Origin of the sequence: Spirillospora sp. NPDC052269 (genome assembly GCF_040679435.1) — a bacterium.
In the GTDB taxonomy this organism is placed as follows: Bacteria; Actinomycetota; Actinomycetes; order Streptosporangiales; family Streptosporangiaceae; genus Spirillospora.
Map to the genome: position 1 here is coordinate 207389 of NZ_JBFAUU010000016.1, position 20842 is coordinate 228230.

A 20842-nucleotide genomic window follows, 5' to 3' on the forward strand; every position below is an offset into this window, starting at 1 on the left:
GTTGTCAATGGCCAAGGGAGGCCGATCCGTGCGCGCCGACGCTCAGCGCAACAGGGCCAAGGTGCTCGAGGCCGCCTCCGCGGCTTTCGCCGCCGAAGGGCTCGCCGTCCCGGTCCAGGAGATCGCCCGGCGGGCGGGCGTGGGAACCGGCACCGTCAGCAGGCATTTCCCCACCAAGGAGGCGCTGTTCGAGGCGATCGTGCTCGACCGGGTAGGCCGACTGATGGACCGGGCGCGATCGCTGGCCACGACCCAGGACGCCGGAGCGGCGTTCTTCGAGTACTTCGCCTACATGGTCGAGGAGGGGGCGCTCAACCGCGGGCTGGCCGAGGCCTTCGCCGGCACGGGGTTCGACATGGAGGCCGCCGCCTCCAAGGCCGGCTACGACGTGACCGCCGCCCTGCGTGAATTGCTGACCAATGCGCAGCAGGCAGGGGCGGTGCGCGCCGACGTCGACACCGCCGATGTGAAGGCCCTCATGTTCGGTTGCCTGGCAAGGGAACGCGACCACGCCGATCCCGCGGCACGCGACCGGATCATCACTGTCGTGCGTGAGGGCCTGAGCGCCAGCCCGTCCCCGGCTGCCTGAAGAGGCGCTGGGGGGCCGGCTCATCGAAGCCGCCCAACCCGAGCGCATCCGCCGGCAAGCGGCACCGCCGCGCGGGTGGGTCGCCGTAGATCCGCGCGGCCCCCAGGGCTTCTCATTTCCGCCGACCTGCGGTAAGTATGTGCTTACCATGGTGGACACCTCGACGCTCATCGTGCGCGGCCCCGAGACCGTGACCTGGCGGGTCGTCCTCGACCCGCTGATGATGGTGGCGGGAGTCCGGGCGCTCATGCTCCAGGCGCTCCAGCCGACCACGATGCGCGGAGTCTGGCAGAACTCCGACTTCCTGGAGGAGCCGCTCAAGCGGCTCTTCAACACGGCCCACTTCGTCACGGTCACGGCGCTCGGCACGCCCGCGCAGGCCGACGAGCTCGGCGCGCGGGTCCGGGCCGTCCACCGGACGCTGCGGATCAAGGACCCGGACACCGGTCGCACCCACCGCGTGGACGAGCCGGAGTTGCTGCTGTGGGTGCACTGCGCCGAAGTGTCGTCCTACCTCGAGGTCATCGCGCGCGGCGGGCTGCGGCTCACTCCCGCCGAACGCGACCGGTACTACGACGAGCAGCGGCGGACGGCGACCTACGTCGGCCTCCACGCCGAGGACGTCCCGGGAAGCGTCGCCGAGATGACCGCCTACTTCGACCGGGCCCGCGCTGAGCTGGGCCTGCGGGTGATCCCCGAGTCCCGGGCGACGGTGCGGTTCCTGCTGTGGCCGAAGATGCCGCGCGACCTGCGGCTGCTCGCCCCGTTCAAGCCGCTCTGGCTGCCGGTCGGGATGCTCGCCTACTACACGCTGCCGCGGTGGGCGCGGGACGAGTACCGGGCGCTGCCCGAGGTCCCGGGCGTCCAGCCGCTGGTCACACTGGGCCTGCGCGTCGGCCGCTTCCTGGTCGCGCTGATTCCGGAACGGATCGCCGGACGGCCGTTCAACCCCGAGACCTGCGAGCTGATGGCGGACCTCCCACGCCGTCTGGCCGAGTCGGGCGTCCGGCCGCACCGCAGCCTCCTGAAGGTCCGGACTCACGACGCGGCCGCGCCCTGACCGTCGAGGCGCCGTCAGGCGTCTCGACGGTCGATGGCCAGCGTGGCGAGGCCCAGGAGGACGATCAGGTAGACCAGGCATTCGAGTGCGGCCGCCGTGGGGCTCGGCAGGGAGGCGGAGGCGCCTCGCGTGCTGGTCAGGCCCTTGAGGATCTGGACCGGAGTCCAGCGCCCGGCCGCGTCGGCGGCGTCGCCGAGGGCCCCGGTGATCAGGTTGGCGCCGACGAAGAGGCCGAGCACGGCGGCCGTGGCGGCCGTGGCGCGCCGCAGGAGCGTGCCGACCGCCAGCCCGATGAGCGCGCTCACGGCCAGGAACGCCCCCGCGCCGAGGACGGCGCGCAGCGCTCCCGGGTCGCCGAGGCCGACGGCGAGGTGCTTCCCCGACAGGATTCGCTGCGCGGTGAGGAAGATGCCGAGCGAGAGCGTCAGCCCTGCCACCAGCGCCGCGGCGCCGACCACGGTCGCCTTGGCCGCGAGCACGGTGCGACGGCGCGGCACGGCGAGGAAGGTCGTGCCGATCAGCCCGCTGCCGTACTCGGACGTCACGCTCAGCGTCCCGAGCACCCCGACGGCGAGCACGACGACCAGGAAGCCGCCGCTGTAGCAGTAGCCCACCGGGTCGTAGCGGGCCAGCTTGTCGGCGCTCATCGCCGACCGGCCGGGGTCGCTCGCGAACGGCAGCACCGCGAGCGCGAACGACGCCGCGCACGCCAGCGGCAGCGTGATCCGCATCGAGTCGACCGACCTGAGCTTCAACCACTCCGAGGCCACCGCTCCACGCATCATCGCCCTCCTCCTTCGCTCGCCCGGTACTCCACCGCGTGTTCGGTCGCCTCGAAGTACGCCTGTTCGAGTGTCGCGCCGCGGACCGCGAGCTCGTGGACCGCCACGTCCGCCTCGGCGGCGAGGTCGCCGATCCGCCGCGGGGCGAGGCCCCGCACCGCCAGCGCGCCGTCCGCCTCGGACGACACGTCCCCTCCGGCCCGGACCAGGACCGAGGCCAGTCGGGCGGGGTCGGCCGCACGGACGAGGACGTCGCTGCGGGACGCGCGGCGCACGAACTCGGCCATGCCGGTGTCGGCGATGAGCCTTCCTCGGCCGATGACGACCAGGTGGTCGGCGGTCTGCTCCATCTCGGCCATCAGGTGGCTGCTGACGAGCACGGTTCTGCCCTCGGCCGCCATGCCCCGCACCAGGGTCCGGATCCACTGGATCCCCTCCGGGTCCAGGCCGTTGATCGGCTCGTCCAGGACGAGGACCGGCGGGTCCCCGAGCAGGGCGGCGGCGATGCCGAGCCGCTGGCGCATCCCGAGGGAGAAGCCGCCCGCGCGACGGCGGCCGGCCGTCGTGAGCCCGGTCAGCTCCAGGACGGCGTCGACCCGGGCGGCGGAGATCCCGGCGGCGAGCGCGATGGCCCGCAGGTGGTCGCGCGCGGTCCGGCCCGCATGGACCGCGCCGGGGTCGAGCAGCGCGCCCACCTCGTGCAGCGGATGCCGGAGCGCGGCGTACGGACGGCCTCCGACCAGGGCATGGCCGCCGGTCGGCCGGGAGAGGCCGAGGACCATGCGCAGGGTGGTGGATTTACCGGAACCGTTCGGACCGAGGAATCCGGTCACCCGGCCGGGTCTGATCACCACCGACAACCGGTCCACGGCGGTCGCGGACCCGTAGCGTTTGGTGAGCTCGTGGGTTTCGATCATGCCGTCCAGGCTGCCGCCGCCCGCAAGGCCGCGCGTCTGGCCGCGGAGGTGTCTCCTCTCGGAGGAATCCATCCAGGGATATATGACCGTGGTAGGACGCGGCGGACACCTGCCTCGTCCTAGCTTGGGGGGATGTATGACGAACGGCCGCCCCATCGGCTCGCCTCCGGCGGTCCGCGGCCACCGTTGGGCAGGCGGCTGCGGCCTTGGCACTGGGGCGCCATCGACTGCGTCGTCGCCGTGGTGCTCGGCGCGATCGCGATCCGGGCGATGCCCCACCTGTACCGGGCCTACGATCCCCATCACCTCGGGTTCCCGCAGCCGTCGCCGTCCGCGTTCGTCCTCGCCGTCCTCGCGGAGGTGATGGCATGCGTCGGGCTGGTGCTGCGCCGACCGCGTCCGTCCGCCGGGGCCGCCGCGCTCTGGTCCGGCTGGATGCTGCTGCTGACGGCGGCCGGACGGTACTCGATCGCCACCCCCGCCGCGACGGCCATGGTCGTGGTCGCCGTCCTGCTCGTCTACCAGATCTCCGCGGCGCGACCGTTCCGGTGGGCCGCCGCGGCGTTCGGGCTCGCGGTCGGCTCGGCGCTGCTGACGGCTCCGTTCGGCTCGTCCGAACTGCAGCAGGGTGCGGTGATCTGCGTGTTCGCCGTGTCGGCCGCCGCGGTCACGGGACGGCTCGTCCACCGCAACAGGTCGTACGCCGCCGCGCTCCGTGGCCACGAGGCCGCACTGCTGCACGGCGAGCTCGCGCAGCAGCGGCTACGCGTCGCCCGGGAGGTGCACGACGTGATCGCGCACAGCATGAGCGTGGTCGGGGTCCAGGCGGGATACGGCCGGTTCGTGATCGGCAAGGACCCCGGGCTGGCCGCCGAGGCGCTGGAGAACATCCAGCGGGTCAGCCACGACTCGCTCCGGGAACTGCGCGGCCTGCTGGCGGTCCTGCGCACGACCGCCGAGGACGGCGTGGCGGCCCCCGCACCGGGACTCGCCGACCTCGAACCGCTGGTCGCACGGGTCGGGCAGGCGGGCGTCCGGGTCGACCTCACGGTCACCGGCGACACGGGCGACGTGCCGCCGGGCGTGGCCCTGGCCGTGTACCGCATCGTCCAGGAAGCACTGACCAACGTCGTGAAGCACGCGGGATCGGCCACCGCGAACGCCGCCGTCACCCGCACCGCCGAGGGGCTGATGATCGAGGTCCGCGATGACGGCCGTGGGCCCTCCGCCCATGACGGCGGAGGCCACGGCCTCGCCGGAATCGCCGAGCGCGCCGCCCTGCACGGGGGCCGCGTCACGACGGGGCCCTCCGAAGGCGGCGGCTTCCTGGTCCAGGCCGTCCTGCCACTCGCCGGGGACGCGCGGTGACCCTCCGGGTCGTGGTCGCCGACGACCAGACTCTGGTGCGCGCCGGATTCGCCGGAATCATCCGTGCCGCCGAGGGGTTCGCCGTCGTGGCCGAGGCCGCCGACGGCCGCGAGGCCGTGGAGGCCGCCCGCCTCCACCGGCCGGATGTGGTGCTCATGGACATCCGCATGCCCGTCATGGACGGCATCGCCGCCACCCGGGAGGTCACCTCCACCACGTCGGCGAAGGTCCTCGTCCTCACCACCTTCGACATCGACGCCTACGTCTACGAGGCGCTGCGCGCGGGGGCCGGCGGCTTCGTCCTCAAAGACGTCTCGCCGGACGACCTGCTGGCCGGGATCCGGGCCGTCGTTCGCGGGGACGCGCTCCTCGCCCCGAGCGTCACCCGTCGCCTCATCGACGCCTTCACGGCCCGTCCGCCCGCGCCGTCCGCGGACCGCCTGGGCATCACCGGCCGGGAGCTCGACGTCCTGACCCTCATCGCCGCAGGTCACACCAACTCCGAGATCGCGGCGCGCCTGCACATCACCGAGGGCACCACCAAGACCCACGTCAGCCGCCTGCTCGCCAAACTCCAGGCCCGCGACCGAGTCCACCTCGTCCTCATCGCACACCGCCACGGCATAGCCCCGCCGCCATGATGAGAGGACCATCCCGCCGGCCACGAGCAGCCTCGGCCTTCCCGGTCGTCCATCCAGTGGGCCAGAGCCGTACCCGGCCGGGCTCAGTCTCCCGTCCCCGCGGCCTGACCAGACCGGAGTCGTAGGCGGCGACGACCGAGCCTCCCCGGTCACCCGCAGGTGTCCTTCAAGTCGATATGGATCCAGCGGGAACTCTCCCACACGGCCTAGACGTCAGGCGTCGGCGATGAAGGCGTGGGCGCGGCGGAACAGGCCGAGGGTGATCGAGTGCAGCAGGTCGCCGGTCTCCTTCGGCGCCTTGCCCGCGCAGGCCCGCGCGTGCGTGCCCTCCAGGACGATGCCGAGTTTGAAACAGGCCAGCACCGCGTACCAGGTGATGGACGACAGGTCCCGCCCGGCGACCGCCCCGGGCCGCTCGGCGTAGGCCGCGACGAGTTCGGCCGCGGACGGCAGGCCCCCGGCCGCGCCGAGCGGCCCGGCCAGCAGGGAGCCCTCGTCGTCCCGGTCGGGCCAGGTGGCCAGCAGCCAGCCGAGGTCGAGCAGCGGGTCGCCGATGGTGCACATCTCCCAGTCGACGATCGCCGCGACGTCCGGGCCGTCGAAGGAGTACATGAGGTTGGCGAGGTGGTAGTCGCCGTGCATGATCCCGGGACGCCAGGTCGCCGGGCGGTTCGCCTCGAGCCACGCCGCGACCGCGTCCAGGCCGGGGATCTCCGGGCCCGGGTAGCCGTCCAGGGACGAGTAGGACTCCAGCTCGGACGTCCAGCGCGGGACCTGCCGCTCCAGGAAGCCGTCGGGCTTGCCGAAGTCGGCGAGACCGGCGGCCCCGTGGTCCACCGCGCCGAGGGCGGACAGCGAACGCGCGGCCGACAGGCCCATCTCGCGGCGGATCCCGGCGTCCCCGGCGTGCAGGTCGGGGAGCGAGACCGTCGCGTTGAAGCCCTCGACGGGCGTCATCAGGTAGAACACCGCGCCGTTCAGGACGGTCTCGTCCGGGCAGGCCGCGATGATCCGCGGCGCGGGGACGCCGGTGCCGTCCAGTGCGGTCAGGACGCGGGCCTCGCGGCGGAGCACGTCGTTGGTGCGGGCGCGCAGGTGTTTCGGACCGCGCCGCAAGACGTAGTCGCGGCCGCCGCGGCGGAACCGGATCAGGATGTTCTGGGTGCCGCCGCTGAGCGGTGCCACGGCCTCGAACGGCCCGCCGGGCAGGTCCTGCTCGTCCATCCACGCGCCGAGGACGTCGAAGTCCACGACGGCGGGGTCGATCTGCTCGGGCTGCGGCACGGTCCGGTTCCTTCCCTCGGGGCGTCTACCGGAGAGTAACAGCGGGTCAGGGCAGGTCGACGCTCGGGTCAGGCTCCGGGCGGCCCGATCGGACGGCGCGCGAACGCCACATATTCGGATGATCAGGACGACCGTCCGGTGCTACGGTCGCCCTGCCGGCCGCGGGTCTACGGTGCGACTTCCGGAAACCGCCTTTAATGCGATCATTCGCTGCTCGTGCCCTCACACCCCGGCCGGCGCCTTCACCTTGGAGCCCTCCATGACCGAGACGATCGCCGACCTGGTCGCCTGCGAGGACGTGCTGACCTTCGTCAACGCGGCGATCACCGGGACGGGACAGCGCGAGTTCCACCACGGGGCCCACGAGCAGCGGCTGTCGCTCGGCTTCCTCCACGACTACATGCGCGAGAACTACCGTGAGCTGTACGCCTCGACCCTCGCGCTGGACATCAACGACCACAACGCCGCCCTGATCGTCCGCGGACTGCTGACCACCGCGCGCGACGCCGACGAGACCCAGCGCCGCCTGGAGGGACGGCTCGTCGCACGCCGGCTGGAACAGCTCCCGCCGCAGCGCGTGTACCGGCTGTTCCGCGCCCTGCGCCGCGACGGCGTCAACAACCGCCGGACCCGGGCCATCATCCGGGACTGGCTCCTCGCTCGCCCCGACCTGGCGTTCGACGCGGTCAAGTACCGCAGCGCGCTGAAGGACGCGGTCCGGCACGCGCACCTCGATCCGCGCGCGCTCGCCCCGAACGCTTCCAAGCACGTTCAGGACGAGATCGGATGCTTCCTCCACGGCTCGACCGGCAAGCCGTTCATCACGCCGATCTTCGAGACCTGGAGGCAGGCGCACTACGCGCAGGAGGCGGTCTACAAGCTGCCGTTCACCGTCGCCGAGGGGTTCGCCGCCGCGCACGGCATCCCGCGCAAGCGCTTCCTGGAGCGCGCGGAGACGAGCATGACCCGGCTGGAGCGCCTCCGGCTCCAGGGGCACGCGAGCGAGAACAAGACCACGATCGACCTCGACCTCGCGACGGTGCCGCTGACCCGCCTGGCCACCTACGTCCTGTCGCTGCCGCTGGACGAGCGGTCCCGGCGGCGCGACGAGCTGACCGGAGCCCTGCGCGCCGCCGCCCGCCGCGCCGCCGGGCCCGACGCCGGACGCTGGGGACGCGTCGCCGCCGTCCTGGACGACAGCTTCTCCACGGCCGGCTCGGCCGAGAAGCGCCGCCGGCCGCTGGCCGTCGCGCTCGGCGGCCACTTCCTTCTGGAAGCGCTCGCGGGGGAGTACGTCCCGCTCTGGACGTCCGGCCGCGCCGACCCGCTGCTGCTGTACCCGTTCGGGCCGACGCCGCTCGGCACCCGCGTCCTGGACGCCCTCGAGACCTCCCCGGAGCGCCTCGTGATCATCTCGGACGGTTTCGACAACGCCCCGCCCGGCCTGGCCGCCGAGGTCCTGCGCGTCTGGCGCACCCGCCTCGACCCCGGCCGCCGCGTCTCGATCACGCACCTCAACCCGGTCTACGACGCCGACGACTTCGACGTGCGGCGGCTCGCCCCGACCGTCCCGACGGCGGGCGTGCGCGACGCCGAGGATCTGCTCACCCTCGTCGAACTGGCGCGTTTCGCCGAGGGACGCGTCGGCCTGCCCGAACTCCGCACCCACCTCGACACCCGCGTCGCACGCTTCCTCGACCCGGCGAAGCCCCGCGGCCTCCCGGAGACGACCAGCAGCGAGAACGTGAGCGGCGAAGCGACCACGAAGACGGAGGCGCCGTGAACACCGACCTCCCGCCCGAGCCGACCTGGGACGTCGCGCTCCGGCGCGGGCCGGGCTGGATCCGCCGGGCCGGGCTCGCCACCATGCCCGCGCAGACGTGGAACTCGATCCGGCTGGTCCCGCTCGTCCGGGACGAGCCGATCACCGGGCTGCGGCTCGACCGGCGCGTCTACAACGAGCCGTCCATCGTGGAGGTCGGCGACCGCGCTCACTACTTCTCCTACATCCCGCACGCCTTCGTCGCCCGCTGTGAGGACGACGGGGACGGCATGACCGCCTCCTACGGGACGCGCCTGCTCGACCGCGACGACAAGGGCATCGGCCCGCCCGGCCTGCCGATCCGGGTGCGCCGCCGGATGGCGCGCCGCCTCGCGGGCGACCGGCTGCGGTTCCTGCCGCTGCACCTGGCCGTCGAGGGCTACCTCGCACTGCACTTCGGCGGGCCGCAGATCGCGTGGGAGGAGTGGTCGCGGCGGGCGCTGGCGTCCGGGCTGTCCCCGCGCGAGGAGAGCGCCTACTTCGGCATGAGCGTCGCGGGCCTGGCCGACGCGCTGCGGATCTTCGAGATGCACCCCGGTCAGTGCGGCGTCCTGGTGTACGTCGCGGACGCCCTGGCCAGCGCGTTCGTCGTCCCGAACCCGGACGACTACCGGGCCCTGCACCCGACCCTGGTCGAGGACCTGTTCGGCGAGCTCGTCTACCAGTACGGACTGCTCCGGCTGCCCGTCTCCGACCTGGCCGAGCCGATCGACGAGACCGCCGTCGGCTCCCTCTCCGACCTCCGCGCCGAGGCCGAACGGCGGATACGCGGCTGGGCCGACTTCCACGACGAGCTGATGGCCGAGGAGGTCTTCGAGCGTCCCGGACGCTCCGAACTGGTGCAGCGGATGCGGGACGTCCGGCTGTACCGGTTCCTGCCGTCGTTCACGCCCGGACGCCCCAACCACATCGGCGAGCAGATCACCGTGGGCAACGGGGCCGATCAGCGGCTCGCCTACCTCAAGACGTTCCGGCTGTCCGAGACCCAGATCCGGCGAGGTCACCTGCTGACCAGGCTGGCCGCGCACGACTGGCGGTTCGCCGACACCGCCGCCTCCCTCGGCGTCGACGAGGCGGCGCTGGCGCTGCGACTCCAGCGCGCGGGCTTCGGATACCTCCTGCGCCAGGACGTCCTCGACCACTACCGGGCCTCGGCCCGCGACCGGCGCCCGTCCCGCCGCTGAGCGCCGCACACGAGAACAAGGCCCGGGTCGCGAAAGCGGGCCCGGGCCTTACTCGATGATGCGGATCAGTCGCGCAGGCCGGCGAACAGGTCGTCCTCCGGGAGCGAGGCGTCCACCCGGCTGAACCGGCGGACGAACGACTCGAAACCGAACACCATCGCCTGCATCTCGTCGGGGAGGCGCAGGAGGAAGATGTTCTCGCCCTGGCTGGCGTGCGCCTCCAGCGCCTTGCGCTTGCGCTGGACGTGCTCCGACACGTCCACCACGGTCGTGATCAGCTCGTCCGGGGTGCCGAAGTCTTCCGGAAGCTCGCCGCCGAGGTCGAGCCCGGCCTTCCTGCCCTCCTCGAACATCATCTCGATGCCCGAGCGCGGGATCGCCGTCTCGTAGAACTTGCGCGGAATGCCGGTGCTCTCGGTCGCCGCGATCGCGATCCGGTGCGCCTGGATGTGGTCGGGGTGGCCGTAGTTGCCGTTGTCGTCGTAGGTGACCACGACGTCCGGACGGTACTTCTCCATCAACTCGGCGAGCCGGGCCGCCGCGTCCTCGACCGGGATGTTGGCGAAGGCGCGCGGGTCCTCGTTGGTGGACCAGCCGACCATGCCCGAGTCGCGGTAGCCGAGCAGCTCGACGTGCTCGATGCCCAGGATGGACGTCGACTCGCGCAGCTCGGCCAGCCGGACCCGCGCCACGCCCTCGGCGTCGTGCCCGTCGTCCTCCGGCTTCAGCCCGCCCGCGTCGTCGCCCTGCTCGCCGTTGGTGCAGGTCACCAGGACGGCTCGGTGGCCCTCGGCGACGGCCCGCGCCAGGACGCCGCCGGTCCCGAGGACCTCGTCGTCCGGGTGGGCGTGGACCGCCATCAGGGTCAGTGGGTGTTCCATCGTGCGGATACTCCTCAGTGGGTGGGGGATTGCCGCCCGCCCGTGGTTGGGGCGGCATCCACTCTACGAGGACCCTCCGACAGAACCCGTTACTCGATTTCGCTGAGGACGACGGGGTTGCCGCCCGCCCTCACCCGGCGGCGCACGCAGAACCATCCGGCCACCAGCCCGGCGACGATCACCGGGACGGCCAGCACCGTCCGGTGCCCCTCGCCGTCGAAGTCGAACCACATCAGCACGACGACCGCGGCCAGGAACACCAGCGTGAGGATCTCGGTGTACGGGGAGCCGGGCAGCCGGTAGGACGGCCGGTCCAACTCGCCGCGCTCGCACTTCCGCACGAACAGCAGGTGCGAGATCATGATCATCGCCCAGGTGCCGAGGATGCCGATCGCGGCGAGGTTCAGCACGATCTCGAACGCGTCCTTGGGCACCCACGCGTTCAGCCCGACGCCGAGGACGCAGACCACCGAGGTCATCAGAATGCCGCCGTAGGGCACCTGGTGGCGGCTCATCCGCGTGGTGAAGCGCGGGGCCGAGCCGGCGGTGCCGAGCGAGCGCAGGATCCGGCCGGTGGAGTACAGACCGGAGTTCAGGCTGGACAGCGCGGCGGTCAGCACGATCAGGTTCATCACGTCGCCCGCGGCGGGCACGCCCAGCTTGGACAGGACGGTCACGAACGGGCTGACGCCGTCCTGGTAGGCGCTGGTGGGCAGCAGCATCGCCAGGATCACGACCGACCCGACATAGAAGAGCAGGATCCGCCAGACGATCGAGTTGATCGCCTTCGGCATGACCTTCCCGGGGTTCTCGGTCTCGCCCGCGGCGACGCCGACCAGCTCGGTGGAGGCATAGGCGAACACGACGCCCTGGATGACCACCAGCATGGGCAGCACGCCCATGGGGAAGATCCCGCCGTGGTCGAACATCAGGCTCGGCCCGGACTCGTAGCCGTCGACCTTGTGCCCGGTCGTGAGCAGCACGATGCCGATGACCAGGAACGCGCCGAGCGCGCCGACCTTGACCAGGGACGCCCAGAACTCGAACTCGCCGAAGAACCTGACCGAGACCAGGTTCACGGTGAGCACGACCGCGAGGGCGATCAGCGCCAGCAGCCACTGCGGGACGGTCGTGAACGCCTTCCAGTAGTGCATGTAGAGGGCGATCGCGGTGATGTCCACGATGCCGGTGGTGCTCCAGTTCAGGAAGTGCATCCAGCCGGCGACGTACGCGCCCTTCTCGCCCATGAACTCGCGCGAGTAGGACACGAACGAGCCCGAGGACGGCCGGTGCAGCACCAGCTCGCCGAGCGCCCGGACGACCATGAACGCGAAGAAACCGCAGACGGCGTAGGCGATGGCGAGGGACGGCCCGGCGTTGTGCAGCCGCCCGCCCGCGCCGAGGAACAGGCCGGTCCCGATCGCGCCGCCGATGGCGATCATGTTCACGTGCCGGGTCTTGAGGCTCTTGCGGTAGCCCTCGTCACCGGCGTCGACGACCGCGCCGCGGCCCGGCGGCGACACCGCGCCGGGCATGGGGGTCCGGAGGTCCTGCTCGCTCACGCTTGGTTGCCGCCTTTCCACGGAATGTGCTCGGTCGCGACCGATGCAGTTTCGGTCAGCAGACCGAAACTGTCAAAAAGTTGTCCCAAAAACGATCCATGAAACGAGACCTGGATCACGTCACCTCGTGCGTCGTACCGTGCGGGGATGGAAGCCCCTCTCGCGCTGGTGGACGTCGACGGCGTCCTGAACCCGTTCCGCCGTCCGCACCGGCGCTTCCGGCGGCACCGCGTGCACCCGGACGGAGAGACCGTCAGGATCTGGCTGGACGCCCGTCACGGCCGGATGCTCCGCGAGCTCGCCGCCCGAACCGGCGCGGAGCTCGCCTGGGCGACCTACTGGGAGGACGAGGCGAACTACTGGGTCGGCCCTCGGCTCGGCCTCCCCAAGCTCCCGTACGTCCCGCTGCCGCGCTTTCCCGGCGTCGCGGAGGGGCACAGCCTCGGCGCCTGGAAGGCCCGCCACGTCGCCGCCTGGACCGGCGACCGCGCCTTCATCTGGTTCGAGGACGAGCCCCATGCCGCCGAGACCCTGGCGGCCACCTCCGGCATCGGTGATCACCTGCTCGTCCACGTCGACCCTGTGACCGGTCTCACGGAGGCCCACATCGAGACCGCCGAGACCTGGCTGACCGGCCGGAGGCTCCCGCCGGCCATCGCCGAGTGACGGCCCCGAGGCCGATCGCGTCGGCGGACGCATAGGCGCGCGCCCCCGATCTGTGCAGGATGAGGGCAATCGCCCAGCACGAGGAGAATCGATGAGCGCTCTCGCCGAACGCGTCGCCCTGGTCACCGGAGGAAGCCGGGGGATCGGCAGGGCCATCGCGCTCGCCCTCGCGGAGGACGGCGCGACCGTCGCCGTCGCCTACCGCCGCGACGAGGACGCCGCCCGCAAGACCGTCGCCGCCATCGCCGAACTGGGCGTGGAGAGCCGCGCCTACCAGGCCTCGGTGGACGTCCCGGAGGACTGCGAACGCCTCGCCGCGGACATCGTCTCCGACTTCGGCCGCCTCGACATCCTCGTCCACAGCGCCGGCATCGCCAGCCGGGGCGACAGCGTGGCCGACACCGACCCGGCCGAGGTCGTGCGCCTGATGAACGTCCACGCGATCGGCCCGCACCGCCTCACCCAGCGCCTCCTGCCGCTGCTCCGCGCCGCCGACCGGGCGGACGTGATCTTCGTGTCGAGCGTGATCACCGGCATCCACCCGCCGTTCAGCGCCCCCTACGCGATGGGCAAGGCCGCCATGGAGGCCCTCGCGCACACGCTCGCGAAGGAGGAGCGCGCCCACGGCATGCACGTCAACATCGTCGCCCCCGGCCTCGTGGACACCGAGATGGGTCAGCGTCTGGTGCGCGCCACGATGGGCGTCGAGGACATCCGCCGGCAGGACGCCATGTCCCCGTACGGCCACGTGTGCTCGCCTGAGGAGGTCGCGGGCGTCTGCCGCTTCCTGGTGTCGGACGCGGCGTCCTACGTCACCGACCAGCGCGTCGTCGTCGACGGCGGCACCTTCTGAGCCGCCTCTGAGGCGCCGCGCCGAACTTGGCGCGTTTTTCCAAGAAGCGGCGGCGGCCGGCGTCTACGGTCGGCGCCATGGTCGAACAAATGATCGAAGGACGCTCCTGGTTCGGACCCGCTGCGGAAGCGATCATCGCGGTCTTCCGCGAGGTCCCCGACGACCGCCTGGACGCGCCGACGCCCTGTTCCGGCTGGGACGTCCGCACCGCCGTCAACCACGTGATCTTCTGGAACGGCCGGGCCGCCGACGCCGCGGCCAAGGCCAAGCCCGACCCCGCCGGGCCCCCGGAGGACCACGACTTCACCGCCGAGCCCGGCTGGGCCGACCGGTTCGCCGAGCAGGCGGCCGTCAGCGCCCGCGCCTGGCAGGCCCCGGACGCCTGGACCGGCAACACCAGCCTCTCCGGGGCCGAGCCCGGCATGCCCGCGACCATGATCGGTTCGATGATGGTGGGGGAGTGGGTCCTGCACGCCTGGGACGTCGCGACCGCGCTGGGCCTCGAGCTGGAGGTCGCGCCGGGCCTGGTCGAGTACTGCTACGACGGGCTCTCGGCGATCGCCGAGATGGGCCGCCAGCACGGCGCGTTCGGGCCGGAGGTGGCCGTCCCCGAGGACGCGCCGCTGCTGGACCGCACGATCGGCCTGTCCGGCCGCGACCCGCACTGGAAGCCGTGACACAGCCCCCGTGACTCTGGAGGCGTCCGAAACCCCCGGACGTGTCCGAAACCCCTGGACGCGCCGGAAATCCCTGGGAACGCGTGAGGAAGCCTCGTGCGGCGCGGGTCGTCGTGCGCGAGCGGGGGCCGGAGCGCTCTACGCTTGGGGACATGTCTTCCGCGTCTTCGATCCGAGTACGTTTCGCACCCTCGCCCACTGGCATGTTCCACGTGGGCGGGGCCCGGTCCGCCCTGTTCAACTGGGTGATGGCCAAGCAGTCGGGTGGGACGCTCGTGCTGCGGATCGAGGACACCGACGCCTCCCGCAACAGCCCCGAATGGACCGAGGGAATCATCCGCGCGCTGGCGTGGCTCGGTATGGACGGCGGCGAGTACGAGGGCCCCTACTTCCAGTCCGCCAACGCCGACAAGCACACCGAGGCCGCCGCCACGCTGCGCGAGCAGGGCCGCGCCTACTACTGCGACTGCACCCGCGAGCAGGTCACCGAGCGCACCGGCGACCCGCACCGGGGCTACGACGGCTTCTGCCGCGACCGCGGCCTCGAGGCGGGCCCGGGCCGCGCGCTGCGGTTCCGCACCCCGGACGAGGGCGAGACCGTCGTCGTCGACCTGCTGCGAGGCAAGCCGGTCTTCCAGAACTCCACCCTGGAGGACTTCGTCATCGCCCGCGCCAACGGCTCGGTCACGTTCCTGCTGGCCAACACCGTGGACGACATGAGCCAGGGCATCACGCACGTGGTCCGCGGCGAGGAGCACCTGTCCAACGCGCCCAAGCAGCAGCTGCTGTGGGACGCGCTGGGCGGCACCCCGCCGGTCTGGGCGCACGTCCCGGTCATCGTCAACGAGAAGCGGCAGAAGCTGTCCAAGCGCCGCGACAAGGTCGCGCTCGAGGACTACCGCGACGAGGGCTACCTCGCCGAGGCCATGCGCAACTACCTGATGCTGCTCGGCTGGGCGCCGTCCAATGACCGCGAGATCGTCCCCTGGGACGTCATCGTGGACGAGTTCCACATCGACGACGTCAACTCCTCGCCCGCGTTCTTCGACGTCAAGAAGCTGCGCGCGATCAACGGCGACTACATCCGGATGCTGCCGGTCGAGAAGTTCGTCGCCGCGTGCCTGCCCTTCCTGGAGCGCGTCCCGTTCGAGGTCGACATGGCGGTGTTCGATCAGCTCGCGCCGCTCGCCCAGACCCGGGTCGCGGTGCTGTCGGAGATCGAGCAGATGATCGACTTCGCCTTCCTGGACGAGCCGCCCTTCGACGAGCAGTCGTGGAAGAAGGCCATGAAGGAGCCCGCCGCGCAGATCCTCGCGGACGCCGCCGAGGCGTACCGGGACGCGCCGTGGAAGGCCGACGACCTGAAGGAGCGGCTCGAGGCGGTCGGCGCGGCGCACGGCCTGAAGCTCGGCAAGACCCAGGCCCCGGTCCGCGTCGCCGCCACCGGACGCACCGTCGGCCTCCCGCTGTTCGAGTCGCTGGAGATCCTCGGCCGCGAGCGCACCCTGGAGCGGATCGAGGCCGCCCGCGCCCGTCTCGTCCGCGAGGCCGCCGCGTCCGAGTGACCCGCCCGGCCCGGCGGGGTCACCTGAAGGTGATCTCGCCGGGGGAGTGGCCGGACGCGCACACGTAGCGCAGCCGTCCGGCCCTCGGCACGCCGAGGTCGACCCGCGTCTCGCCGGTGACCGGCAGCACCACGTCCTGGTTCCGGCTGGGGATCGTGAAGGCCCGCGTGTGGCCGTGGGTGTTGCTCGTCCGCAGCACGAGCACGGTGCGCACGCCCGCGCGGGCCGTCAGCGCGGACGGCCGGTAGCCCTCGTCCAGCGCGTACACCGTGATCAGCTGCGTCCCGGACGCGTCGGTCGACACGAACCGCGCGGACGCCGCGGCGGTGGCCTCGGCGCCGCCGTCCGGAAGCCAGCCGCCCAGCCGCAGCCCGGACAGCAGCGTCCAGCCGGCGACCCCGAGCAGCGCGACGGCCACCAGCGCCGTCAGCCGTCCGCGCAGGAGCGTCAGCGCCCGCCCGACGGTCACTCCGACCAGCCCGAACAACGGCACGGTCCCCAGCACGAACCCGCCCATCACGGCGGCCCCGCCGAACGGCGACCGTGACGACACCGCGAGCAGTTCGGCCGTCAGCGTCAGCGCGCACGGCACGAGCACGGTCGCCGCCCCGAGCGCGACCGGACGACGCGTCCGCCCAGACGATGACGGCGCCGGCGCGCAGTGCGCGTCGTCGTCAGCGCCCTTCGGAGACCGCCTCAACAGCCGCCTGACCGGCGCGAACCCCGCCAGGTCGAGCGCGAACAGCACCATCAGCGCGGCCGCGCCGACCAGCAGCACCGCCCTGATGCGCGGCCCCGGCTCCACCGCGGAACCGGCCAGCCCCAGCAGCGCGCCGAGCACGACGTGCGTGACGAGCTTGGACGACAGGAACACTCCGACCGGACGGACGGCCCGCGCCTCCCCGCGCACCGCCCCCGTCAGCAGGCCCAGCTGCACGGCCGCGCAGGACGTCCCGCCCGCGGGCAGCCCGGTGCCGAATCCCGTGGCGAACAGCGCGGCGGCGTTCATGGCCCCACCTCCGCAGCGGGACCCTCCCCGGAGCCGCTCCCGCCGACGCGTCACCGGAGGTGATCAAAACATCACCAAAGTGGCGATATGGCCATTCTTGTCCGGCTATGGACGGTCGGTGGGGATTCCTTTCGCATCCACCCCGGCATTCGCCCCACCTGCGGCGTCGGCCGGAACGTCCCCACCCGAGCCCGACTCCGCACCCGAGCCGGTTCCCCCGTTCGAGCCGCCCAGGCCCAGACCGCCCGCCGGGGGAGCTCCGGGCACCGGACCCGGACCGGGTGTGGCGTTGAGGGCGATCGCGGCGTCGGCCAGACCGCGCTCCAGCTCCTCGACCTCTGGACGCAGGTCCTCCGGGACCCGGTCGCGCAGCCGTTCCGCCCGGTCGCGGGCGACCGCGATCCGCTGCGCCGCGGGACCCGGCGGCGGCGTCGCGCGCAGCAGCGCCGCCTGGTCGCGCAGCAGGCTCGCCTGCTCCCTGAGCTGCCGGTTCTTGTTGTGCAGCTCCACGAACACCGACACCTTGGCGCGCAGCACCCACGGGTCGAACGGCTTGGAGATGAAGTCCACCGCGCCCGCCGCGTAGCCGCGGAAGGCGTAGTCCGGGTCGCTGTCCACCGCGGTGAGGAAGATGATCGGCAGGTCGCGGGTCTTCTTGCGCCGCTTGATGTCCCGGGCGGTCTCGAAGCCGTCCATGCCGGGCATGATCACGTCCAGCAGGATCACCGCGTACTCGTCGGTGAGCAGCGCCTTCAGCGCCTCCTCACCGGACCGGGCCCGGACCAGGTCCTGGTCGAGCGAGCTGAGGATCGCCTCGAGCGCGACGAGGTTCTCCTCCCGGTCGTCCACGAGCAGGATCTTCGCCTTGTCGTCCACGCGTTGCCTTCCCCTTGCGGCACCTGCTGATGTGCGGCGGCCGCCGGACGCCCCGGGCGGCGGGCCCGCCCACCGAGCGGGCCCTCCGGGGACGCGACGTCAGCCGATGACCGAGCGGCCGAGCCACACCCGCATGACCTCCAGCAGGCGGTCGACGTCGACGGGCTTCGGCACGTAGTCCGACGCCCCGGCGGCGAGGCTCCGCTCACGGTCGCCCTTCATCACCTTGGCCGTGATCACGATGATCGGCAAGTCGGCGAACTGCGGCATCTCGCGGATCGCGGCCGTGGTGGCGTACCCGTCCAGGCCCGGCATCATCACGTCCATCAGGACGAGCGCGACGTCCGGGTTGCGGTGCAGCAGGTCGATGCCGGCCTGACCGTCCTCAGCGTAGAACACCTCCATCCCGTAGCCCTCGAGAACGCTGGTCAGGGCGAACACGTTGCGGACGTCGTCGTCGACGATGAGCACCTTGCGGCCCGCGAGGATGGTGTCGGTGAAGTCGGCGGGCGGCTCCGACAGCAGGCCCGCGATCGGCGCGCCGCCGTTCTCGCCCGGCACCGTGTCCGCGGTCCCCGACGCGCCGCCGTTGCCGGATTCGGACGGCCCGAGCGGCGGGACGAGCAGGTCCGGAGCGGACGCGCCGTCCCCGCCACCGCCGTTGATCATCGACTCGACCGGCGACAGCTCGGGAACGGGGGAGACCGTCCCCTCCAGCGGGACGGCCGGACGCCGCCGCCCGTCCTGCTCGGCATAGTGCGCGGGCAGGTACAGCGTGAACACGCTGCCCTTGCGCGGCTCGCTGCGGACCTGGATCTCACCGCCGAGCAGCCGCGCGATGTTCCGGCTGATCGACAGGCCGAGCCCGGTGCCGCCGTAGCGCCGGTTGGTGGTGCCGTCCGCCTGGGTGAACGGCTCGAAGATCACCTGGAGCTTGTCCGCGCTCACCCCGATCCCGGTGTCCATCACCCGGAAGGCCAGCACGTCCGGGGTCTGCCACAGCGAGGCCAGCGCGAAGTCGGTGTCGCCGGCGGGCTCGATGACCAGCTTCACCTGCCCCTCGGCGGTGAACTTCACCGCGTTGGACAGCAGGTTCCGCAGTACCTGCTGGAGCCGCTGCTCGTCGGTGAACAGCGTCGCCGGGACGCCGTCGGCGACCTCGGCGCCGAACTCCAGGCCCTTGTCGACCGACAGCGGGCGGAACGTCGCCTCCACGTAGTCGACCAGCGCCGACACGGGCAGGCGCTGCGGGTGCAGCTCCATCTTGCCCGCCTCCACCTTGGCCAGGTCGAGGATGTCGTTGATGAGTTCCAGCAGGTCGGTGCCGGAGTCGTGGATGGTCCGGGCGAACTCCACCTGCTTGTCGGTGAGGTTGCCGCCCGGGTTCTCCGACAGCAGCTTGGCCAGCACGAGCAGGCTGTTCAGCGGCGTGCGCAGCTCGTGCGACATGTTCGCCAGGAACTCCGACTTGTACCGCGAGGACACAGCGAGCTGCTCGGCGCGCTCCTCCAGCGTCCGGCGGGCCTGCTCGATCTGGAAGTTCTGGATCTCGATCGCCCGGTTCTGCTGGGCCAGCAGCGCCGCCTTCTCCTCCAGCTCGGTGTTGGAGTGCCGCAGCTCGCCCTGCTGCCGTTGCAGCTCGTCCGACCGCTCCTGGAGCTCCTGCGCGAGCCGCTGCGACTCGGTGAGCAGCGCCTCGGTGCGGGTGTTGGCCCGGATCGCGTTCAGCGTCACCCCGATCGTCTCGATGAGCTGGGTGAAGAACGCCAGGTGGACGTCGGTGAAACGGGAGAACGAGGCCAGCTCGATCGCGCCCAGCACCTCGTCCTCGAACACGATCGGCAACACGATCACGTTCGCCGGGGACGCCTCGCCCAGCCCTGAACCGATCTTGACGTAGTCGGCCGGGGCGCCGGCGATCAGCACCGTCCGGCGCTCCAGCGCGGCCTGCCCGACCAGCCCCTCACCGGGTTGGAACCGCACCCCGCGCAGCCGGTCGCGCGGGATGCCGTACCCGGCGATCAGCACCAGCTCCCGCTCGCCCGGCTGCCCCTCGGCCAGGTAGAACGCGCCGTACTGGGCGCTGGCGGTCGGCGTCAGCTCGTTCATGATGAGGTTCGCGACCTGGTAGAGGTCGCGGTGGCCCTGCATCAGCCCGCCGATCCGCGCCAGGTTGGTCTTGAGCCAGTCCTGCTCCTCGTTCGCGCGGGTCGTCTCGCGCAGCGTCGTGACCATCAGGTTCACGTTGTCGGACAGCTCGGCGACCTCGCCGCGCGCCTCCACCGTGACCGTCCGGGTCAGGTCGCCGCGCGCCACCGCGCTCGCCACCTCGCCGATCGCCCGCACCTGCGTGGTCAGGTTGGACGCCAGCTCGTTCACGCTCTCGGTCAGCCGCTTCCAGGTGCCCGACACGCCCTCGACCTCGGCCTGCCCGCCGAGCCGTCCCTCGGTGCCCACCTCGCGCGCCACGCGTGTGACCTCGGACGCGAACGACGACAGCGTGTCGACCATCGTGTTCAGCGTCGTCTTCACGACCAGGATCTCGCCCTGGGCGTCCACGTCGATCCGCTTGGTCAGGTCGCCGTCGGCCACCGCCGTCGCCACCTGCGCGATGTTGCGGACCTGGTAGGTCAGGTTGGACGCCATGCCGTTGACGTTGTCGGTGAGGTCCTTCCACATGCCGCCCGCGCCGGGCACGCTCGCCTGTCCGCCGAGGCGTCCCTCGGTGCCGACCTCGCGGGCGACGCGGGTGACCTCGTTGGCGAAGGCCGACAGGGTGTCGACCATGGTGTTGATGGTGTCCTTGAGCTGGAGGATCTCGCCCTGCGCGTCGACGCCGATCTTCTTGGTCAGGTCGCCGTGCGCGACCGCCGTCGTCACCTGCGCGATCCCGCGCACCTGGACGGTCAGGTTGTTCGCCATCGAGTTGACGTTGTCGGTGAGGTCCTTCCAGATCCCCGAGACGCCGTGCACCTTCGCCTGTCCGCCGAGCCGTCCCTCGGTGCCCACTTCGCGGGCGACGCGGGTGACCTCGTTGGCGAAGGCCGACAGGGTGTCGACCATGGTGTTGATGGTGTCCTTGAGCTGGAGGATCTCGCCCTGCGCG

At 72.0% G+C, this 20842-nt stretch carries 18 protein-coding genes and 1 pseudogene; 10 read left to right on the plus strand and 9 right to left on the minus strand.

Features of this window, described 5'->3' with window-relative positions; genetic code table 11:
* The first annotated feature begins 28 nt into the window (after nucleotides 1-28).
* Together AB0L06_RS31580 and AB0L06_RS31585 are read left to right on the plus strand one after the other, a co-directional pair.
* Nucleotides 29-589 (plus strand): TetR/AcrR family transcriptional regulator, encoded by a 561-nt coding sequence (locus AB0L06_RS31580; RefSeq protein ID WP_500234781.1) that lies wholly within the window; start codon nucleotides 29-31, stop codon nucleotides 587-589.
* A 148-nt stretch (nucleotides 590-737) separates the two neighbouring features.
* A complete protein-coding gene (locus tag AB0L06_RS31585; protein WP_500234782.1) occupies nucleotides 738-1649 on the plus strand; it encodes an oxygenase MpaB family protein in 912 nt (303 codons plus the stop codon).
* 14 nt (nucleotides 1650-1663) lie between these two features.
* Here the strand turns inward: AB0L06_RS31585 and AB0L06_RS31590 are convergent, their stop codons facing one another.
* Together AB0L06_RS31590 and AB0L06_RS31595 are read right to left on the minus strand one after the other, a co-directional pair.
* Entirely contained in the window at nucleotides 1664-2434 is a 771-nt protein-coding gene (locus AB0L06_RS31590) for an ABC transporter permease (RefSeq protein ID WP_500234783.1), read from the minus strand.
* Entirely contained in the window at nucleotides 2431-3348 is a 918-nt protein-coding gene (locus AB0L06_RS31595) for an ATP-binding cassette domain-containing protein (RefSeq protein ID WP_500234784.1), read from the minus strand. The genes AB0L06_RS31590 and AB0L06_RS31595 overlap by 4 nt, the downstream gene beginning before the upstream one ends.
* A 132-nt stretch (nucleotides 3349-3480) precedes the next feature.
* Here AB0L06_RS31595 and AB0L06_RS31600 point away from each other — a divergent pair, with 132 nt between their 5' ends.
* Together AB0L06_RS31600 and AB0L06_RS31605 are read left to right on the plus strand one after the other, a co-directional pair.
* A complete protein-coding gene (locus tag AB0L06_RS31600; protein ID WP_500234785.1) occupies nucleotides 3481-4716 on the plus strand; it encodes a sensor histidine kinase in 1236 nt (411 codons plus the stop codon).
* Nucleotides 4713-5357, plus strand: coding sequence for a response regulator (locus tag AB0L06_RS31605; protein WP_500234786.1), 645 nt, complete (start codon nucleotides 4713-4715; stop codon nucleotides 5355-5357). Before AB0L06_RS31600 ends, AB0L06_RS31605 begins: the two co-directional genes overlap by 4 nt.
* Before the next feature lie 213 nt (nucleotides 5358-5570).
* Here the strand turns inward: AB0L06_RS31605 and AB0L06_RS31610 are convergent, their stop codons facing one another.
* On the minus strand, nucleotides 5571-6641 hold the full coding sequence (locus tag AB0L06_RS31610; protein WP_500234787.1) for a phosphotransferase family protein: 1071 nt from the start codon (nucleotides 6639-6641) through the stop codon (nucleotides 5571-5573).
* A 259-nt stretch (nucleotides 6642-6900) separates the two neighbouring features.
* Here AB0L06_RS31610 and AB0L06_RS31615 point away from each other — a divergent pair, with 259 nt between their 5' ends.
* A complete protein-coding gene (locus AB0L06_RS31615) occupies nucleotides 6901-8424 on the plus strand; it encodes a hypothetical protein (protein ID WP_500234788.1) in 1524 nt (507 codons plus the stop codon).
* On the plus strand, nucleotides 8421-9647 hold the full coding sequence (locus AB0L06_RS31620; RefSeq protein ID WP_500234789.1) for an ARPP-2 domain-containing protein: 1227 nt from the start codon (nucleotides 8421-8423) through the stop codon (nucleotides 9645-9647). The genes AB0L06_RS31615 and AB0L06_RS31620 overlap by 4 nt, the downstream gene beginning before the upstream one ends.
* 65 nt (nucleotides 9648-9712) lie before the next feature.
* On the opposite strand, the gene AB0L06_RS31625 is transcribed toward AB0L06_RS31620, so the two are convergent.
* The 3 genes from AB0L06_RS31625 to AB0L06_RS31635 all read right to left on the minus strand — a co-directional run bounded on the left by AB0L06_RS31625 (nucleotide 9713) and on the right by AB0L06_RS31635 (nucleotide 12209).
* The gene (locus tag AB0L06_RS31625; RefSeq protein ID WP_500234790.1) at nucleotides 9713-10528 is read right to left on the minus strand and encodes a PIG-L family deacetylase; all 816 of its coding nucleotides are present in this window, start codon (nucleotides 10526-10528) and stop codon (nucleotides 9713-9715) included.
* 89 nt (nucleotides 10529-10617) lie between these two features.
* Nucleotides 10618-12090, minus strand: a complete 1473-nt coding sequence (locus AB0L06_RS31630) for an amino acid permease (RefSeq protein ID WP_500234791.1) — start codon at nucleotides 12088-12090, stop codon at nucleotides 10618-10620.
* The gene (locus AB0L06_RS31635; RefSeq protein WP_500234792.1) at nucleotides 12087-12209 is read right to left on the minus strand and encodes a hypothetical protein; all 123 of its coding nucleotides are present in this window, start codon (nucleotides 12207-12209) and stop codon (nucleotides 12087-12089) included. Before AB0L06_RS31635 ends, AB0L06_RS31630 begins: the two co-directional genes overlap by 4 nt.
* Before the next feature lie 28 nt (nucleotides 12210-12237).
* Here AB0L06_RS31635 and AB0L06_RS31640 point away from each other — a divergent pair, with 28 nt between their 5' ends.
* From AB0L06_RS31640 to gltX, 4 genes are all read left to right on the plus strand, one after another.
* Nucleotides 12238-12756, plus strand: a complete 519-nt coding sequence (locus AB0L06_RS31640) for an HAD domain-containing protein (protein ID WP_500234793.1) — start codon at nucleotides 12238-12240, stop codon at nucleotides 12754-12756.
* 91 nt (nucleotides 12757-12847) lie between these two features.
* Nucleotides 12848-13609 (plus strand): SDR family NAD(P)-dependent oxidoreductase, encoded by a 762-nt coding sequence (locus tag AB0L06_RS31645; protein ID WP_500234794.1) that lies wholly within the window; start codon nucleotides 12848-12850, stop codon nucleotides 13607-13609.
* A gap of 77 nt (nucleotides 13610-13686) precedes the next feature.
* Nucleotides 13687-14286, plus strand: coding sequence for a TIGR03086 family metal-binding protein (locus AB0L06_RS31650; RefSeq protein ID WP_500234795.1), 600 nt, complete (start codon nucleotides 13687-13689; stop codon nucleotides 14284-14286).
* Nucleotides 14287-14438: 152 nt separating this feature from the next.
* Nucleotides 14439-15851: a glutamate--tRNA ligase gene (gene gltX, locus AB0L06_RS31655; protein WP_500234796.1), complete on the plus strand. Its 1413-nt coding sequence runs from the start codon at nucleotides 14439-14441 to the stop codon at nucleotides 15849-15851.
* A gap of 19 nt (nucleotides 15852-15870) precedes the next feature.
* Here gltX and AB0L06_RS31660 read toward each other — a convergent pair whose 3' ends face one another.
* The 3 genes and pseudogenes from AB0L06_RS31660 to AB0L06_RS31670 form a co-directional block, all read right to left on the minus strand.
* Nucleotides 15871-16860 carry an urease accessory protein UreH domain-containing protein gene (locus AB0L06_RS31660; protein WP_500234797.1) on the minus strand — a complete coding sequence of 330 codons (990 nt, stop codon included), beginning with the start codon at nucleotides 16858-16860 and terminating at the stop codon, nucleotides 15871-15873.
* Between the two features lie 459 nt (nucleotides 16861-17319).
* Nucleotides 17320-17736: pseudogene (locus AB0L06_RS31665) on the minus strand (response regulator); the annotation flags it as partial.
* 99 nt (nucleotides 17737-17835) lie between these two features.
* The coding region (locus tag AB0L06_RS31670; protein ID WP_500234798.1) for a hybrid sensor histidine kinase/response regulator at nucleotides 17836-20842 on the minus strand (3007 nt) is incomplete at its 5' end.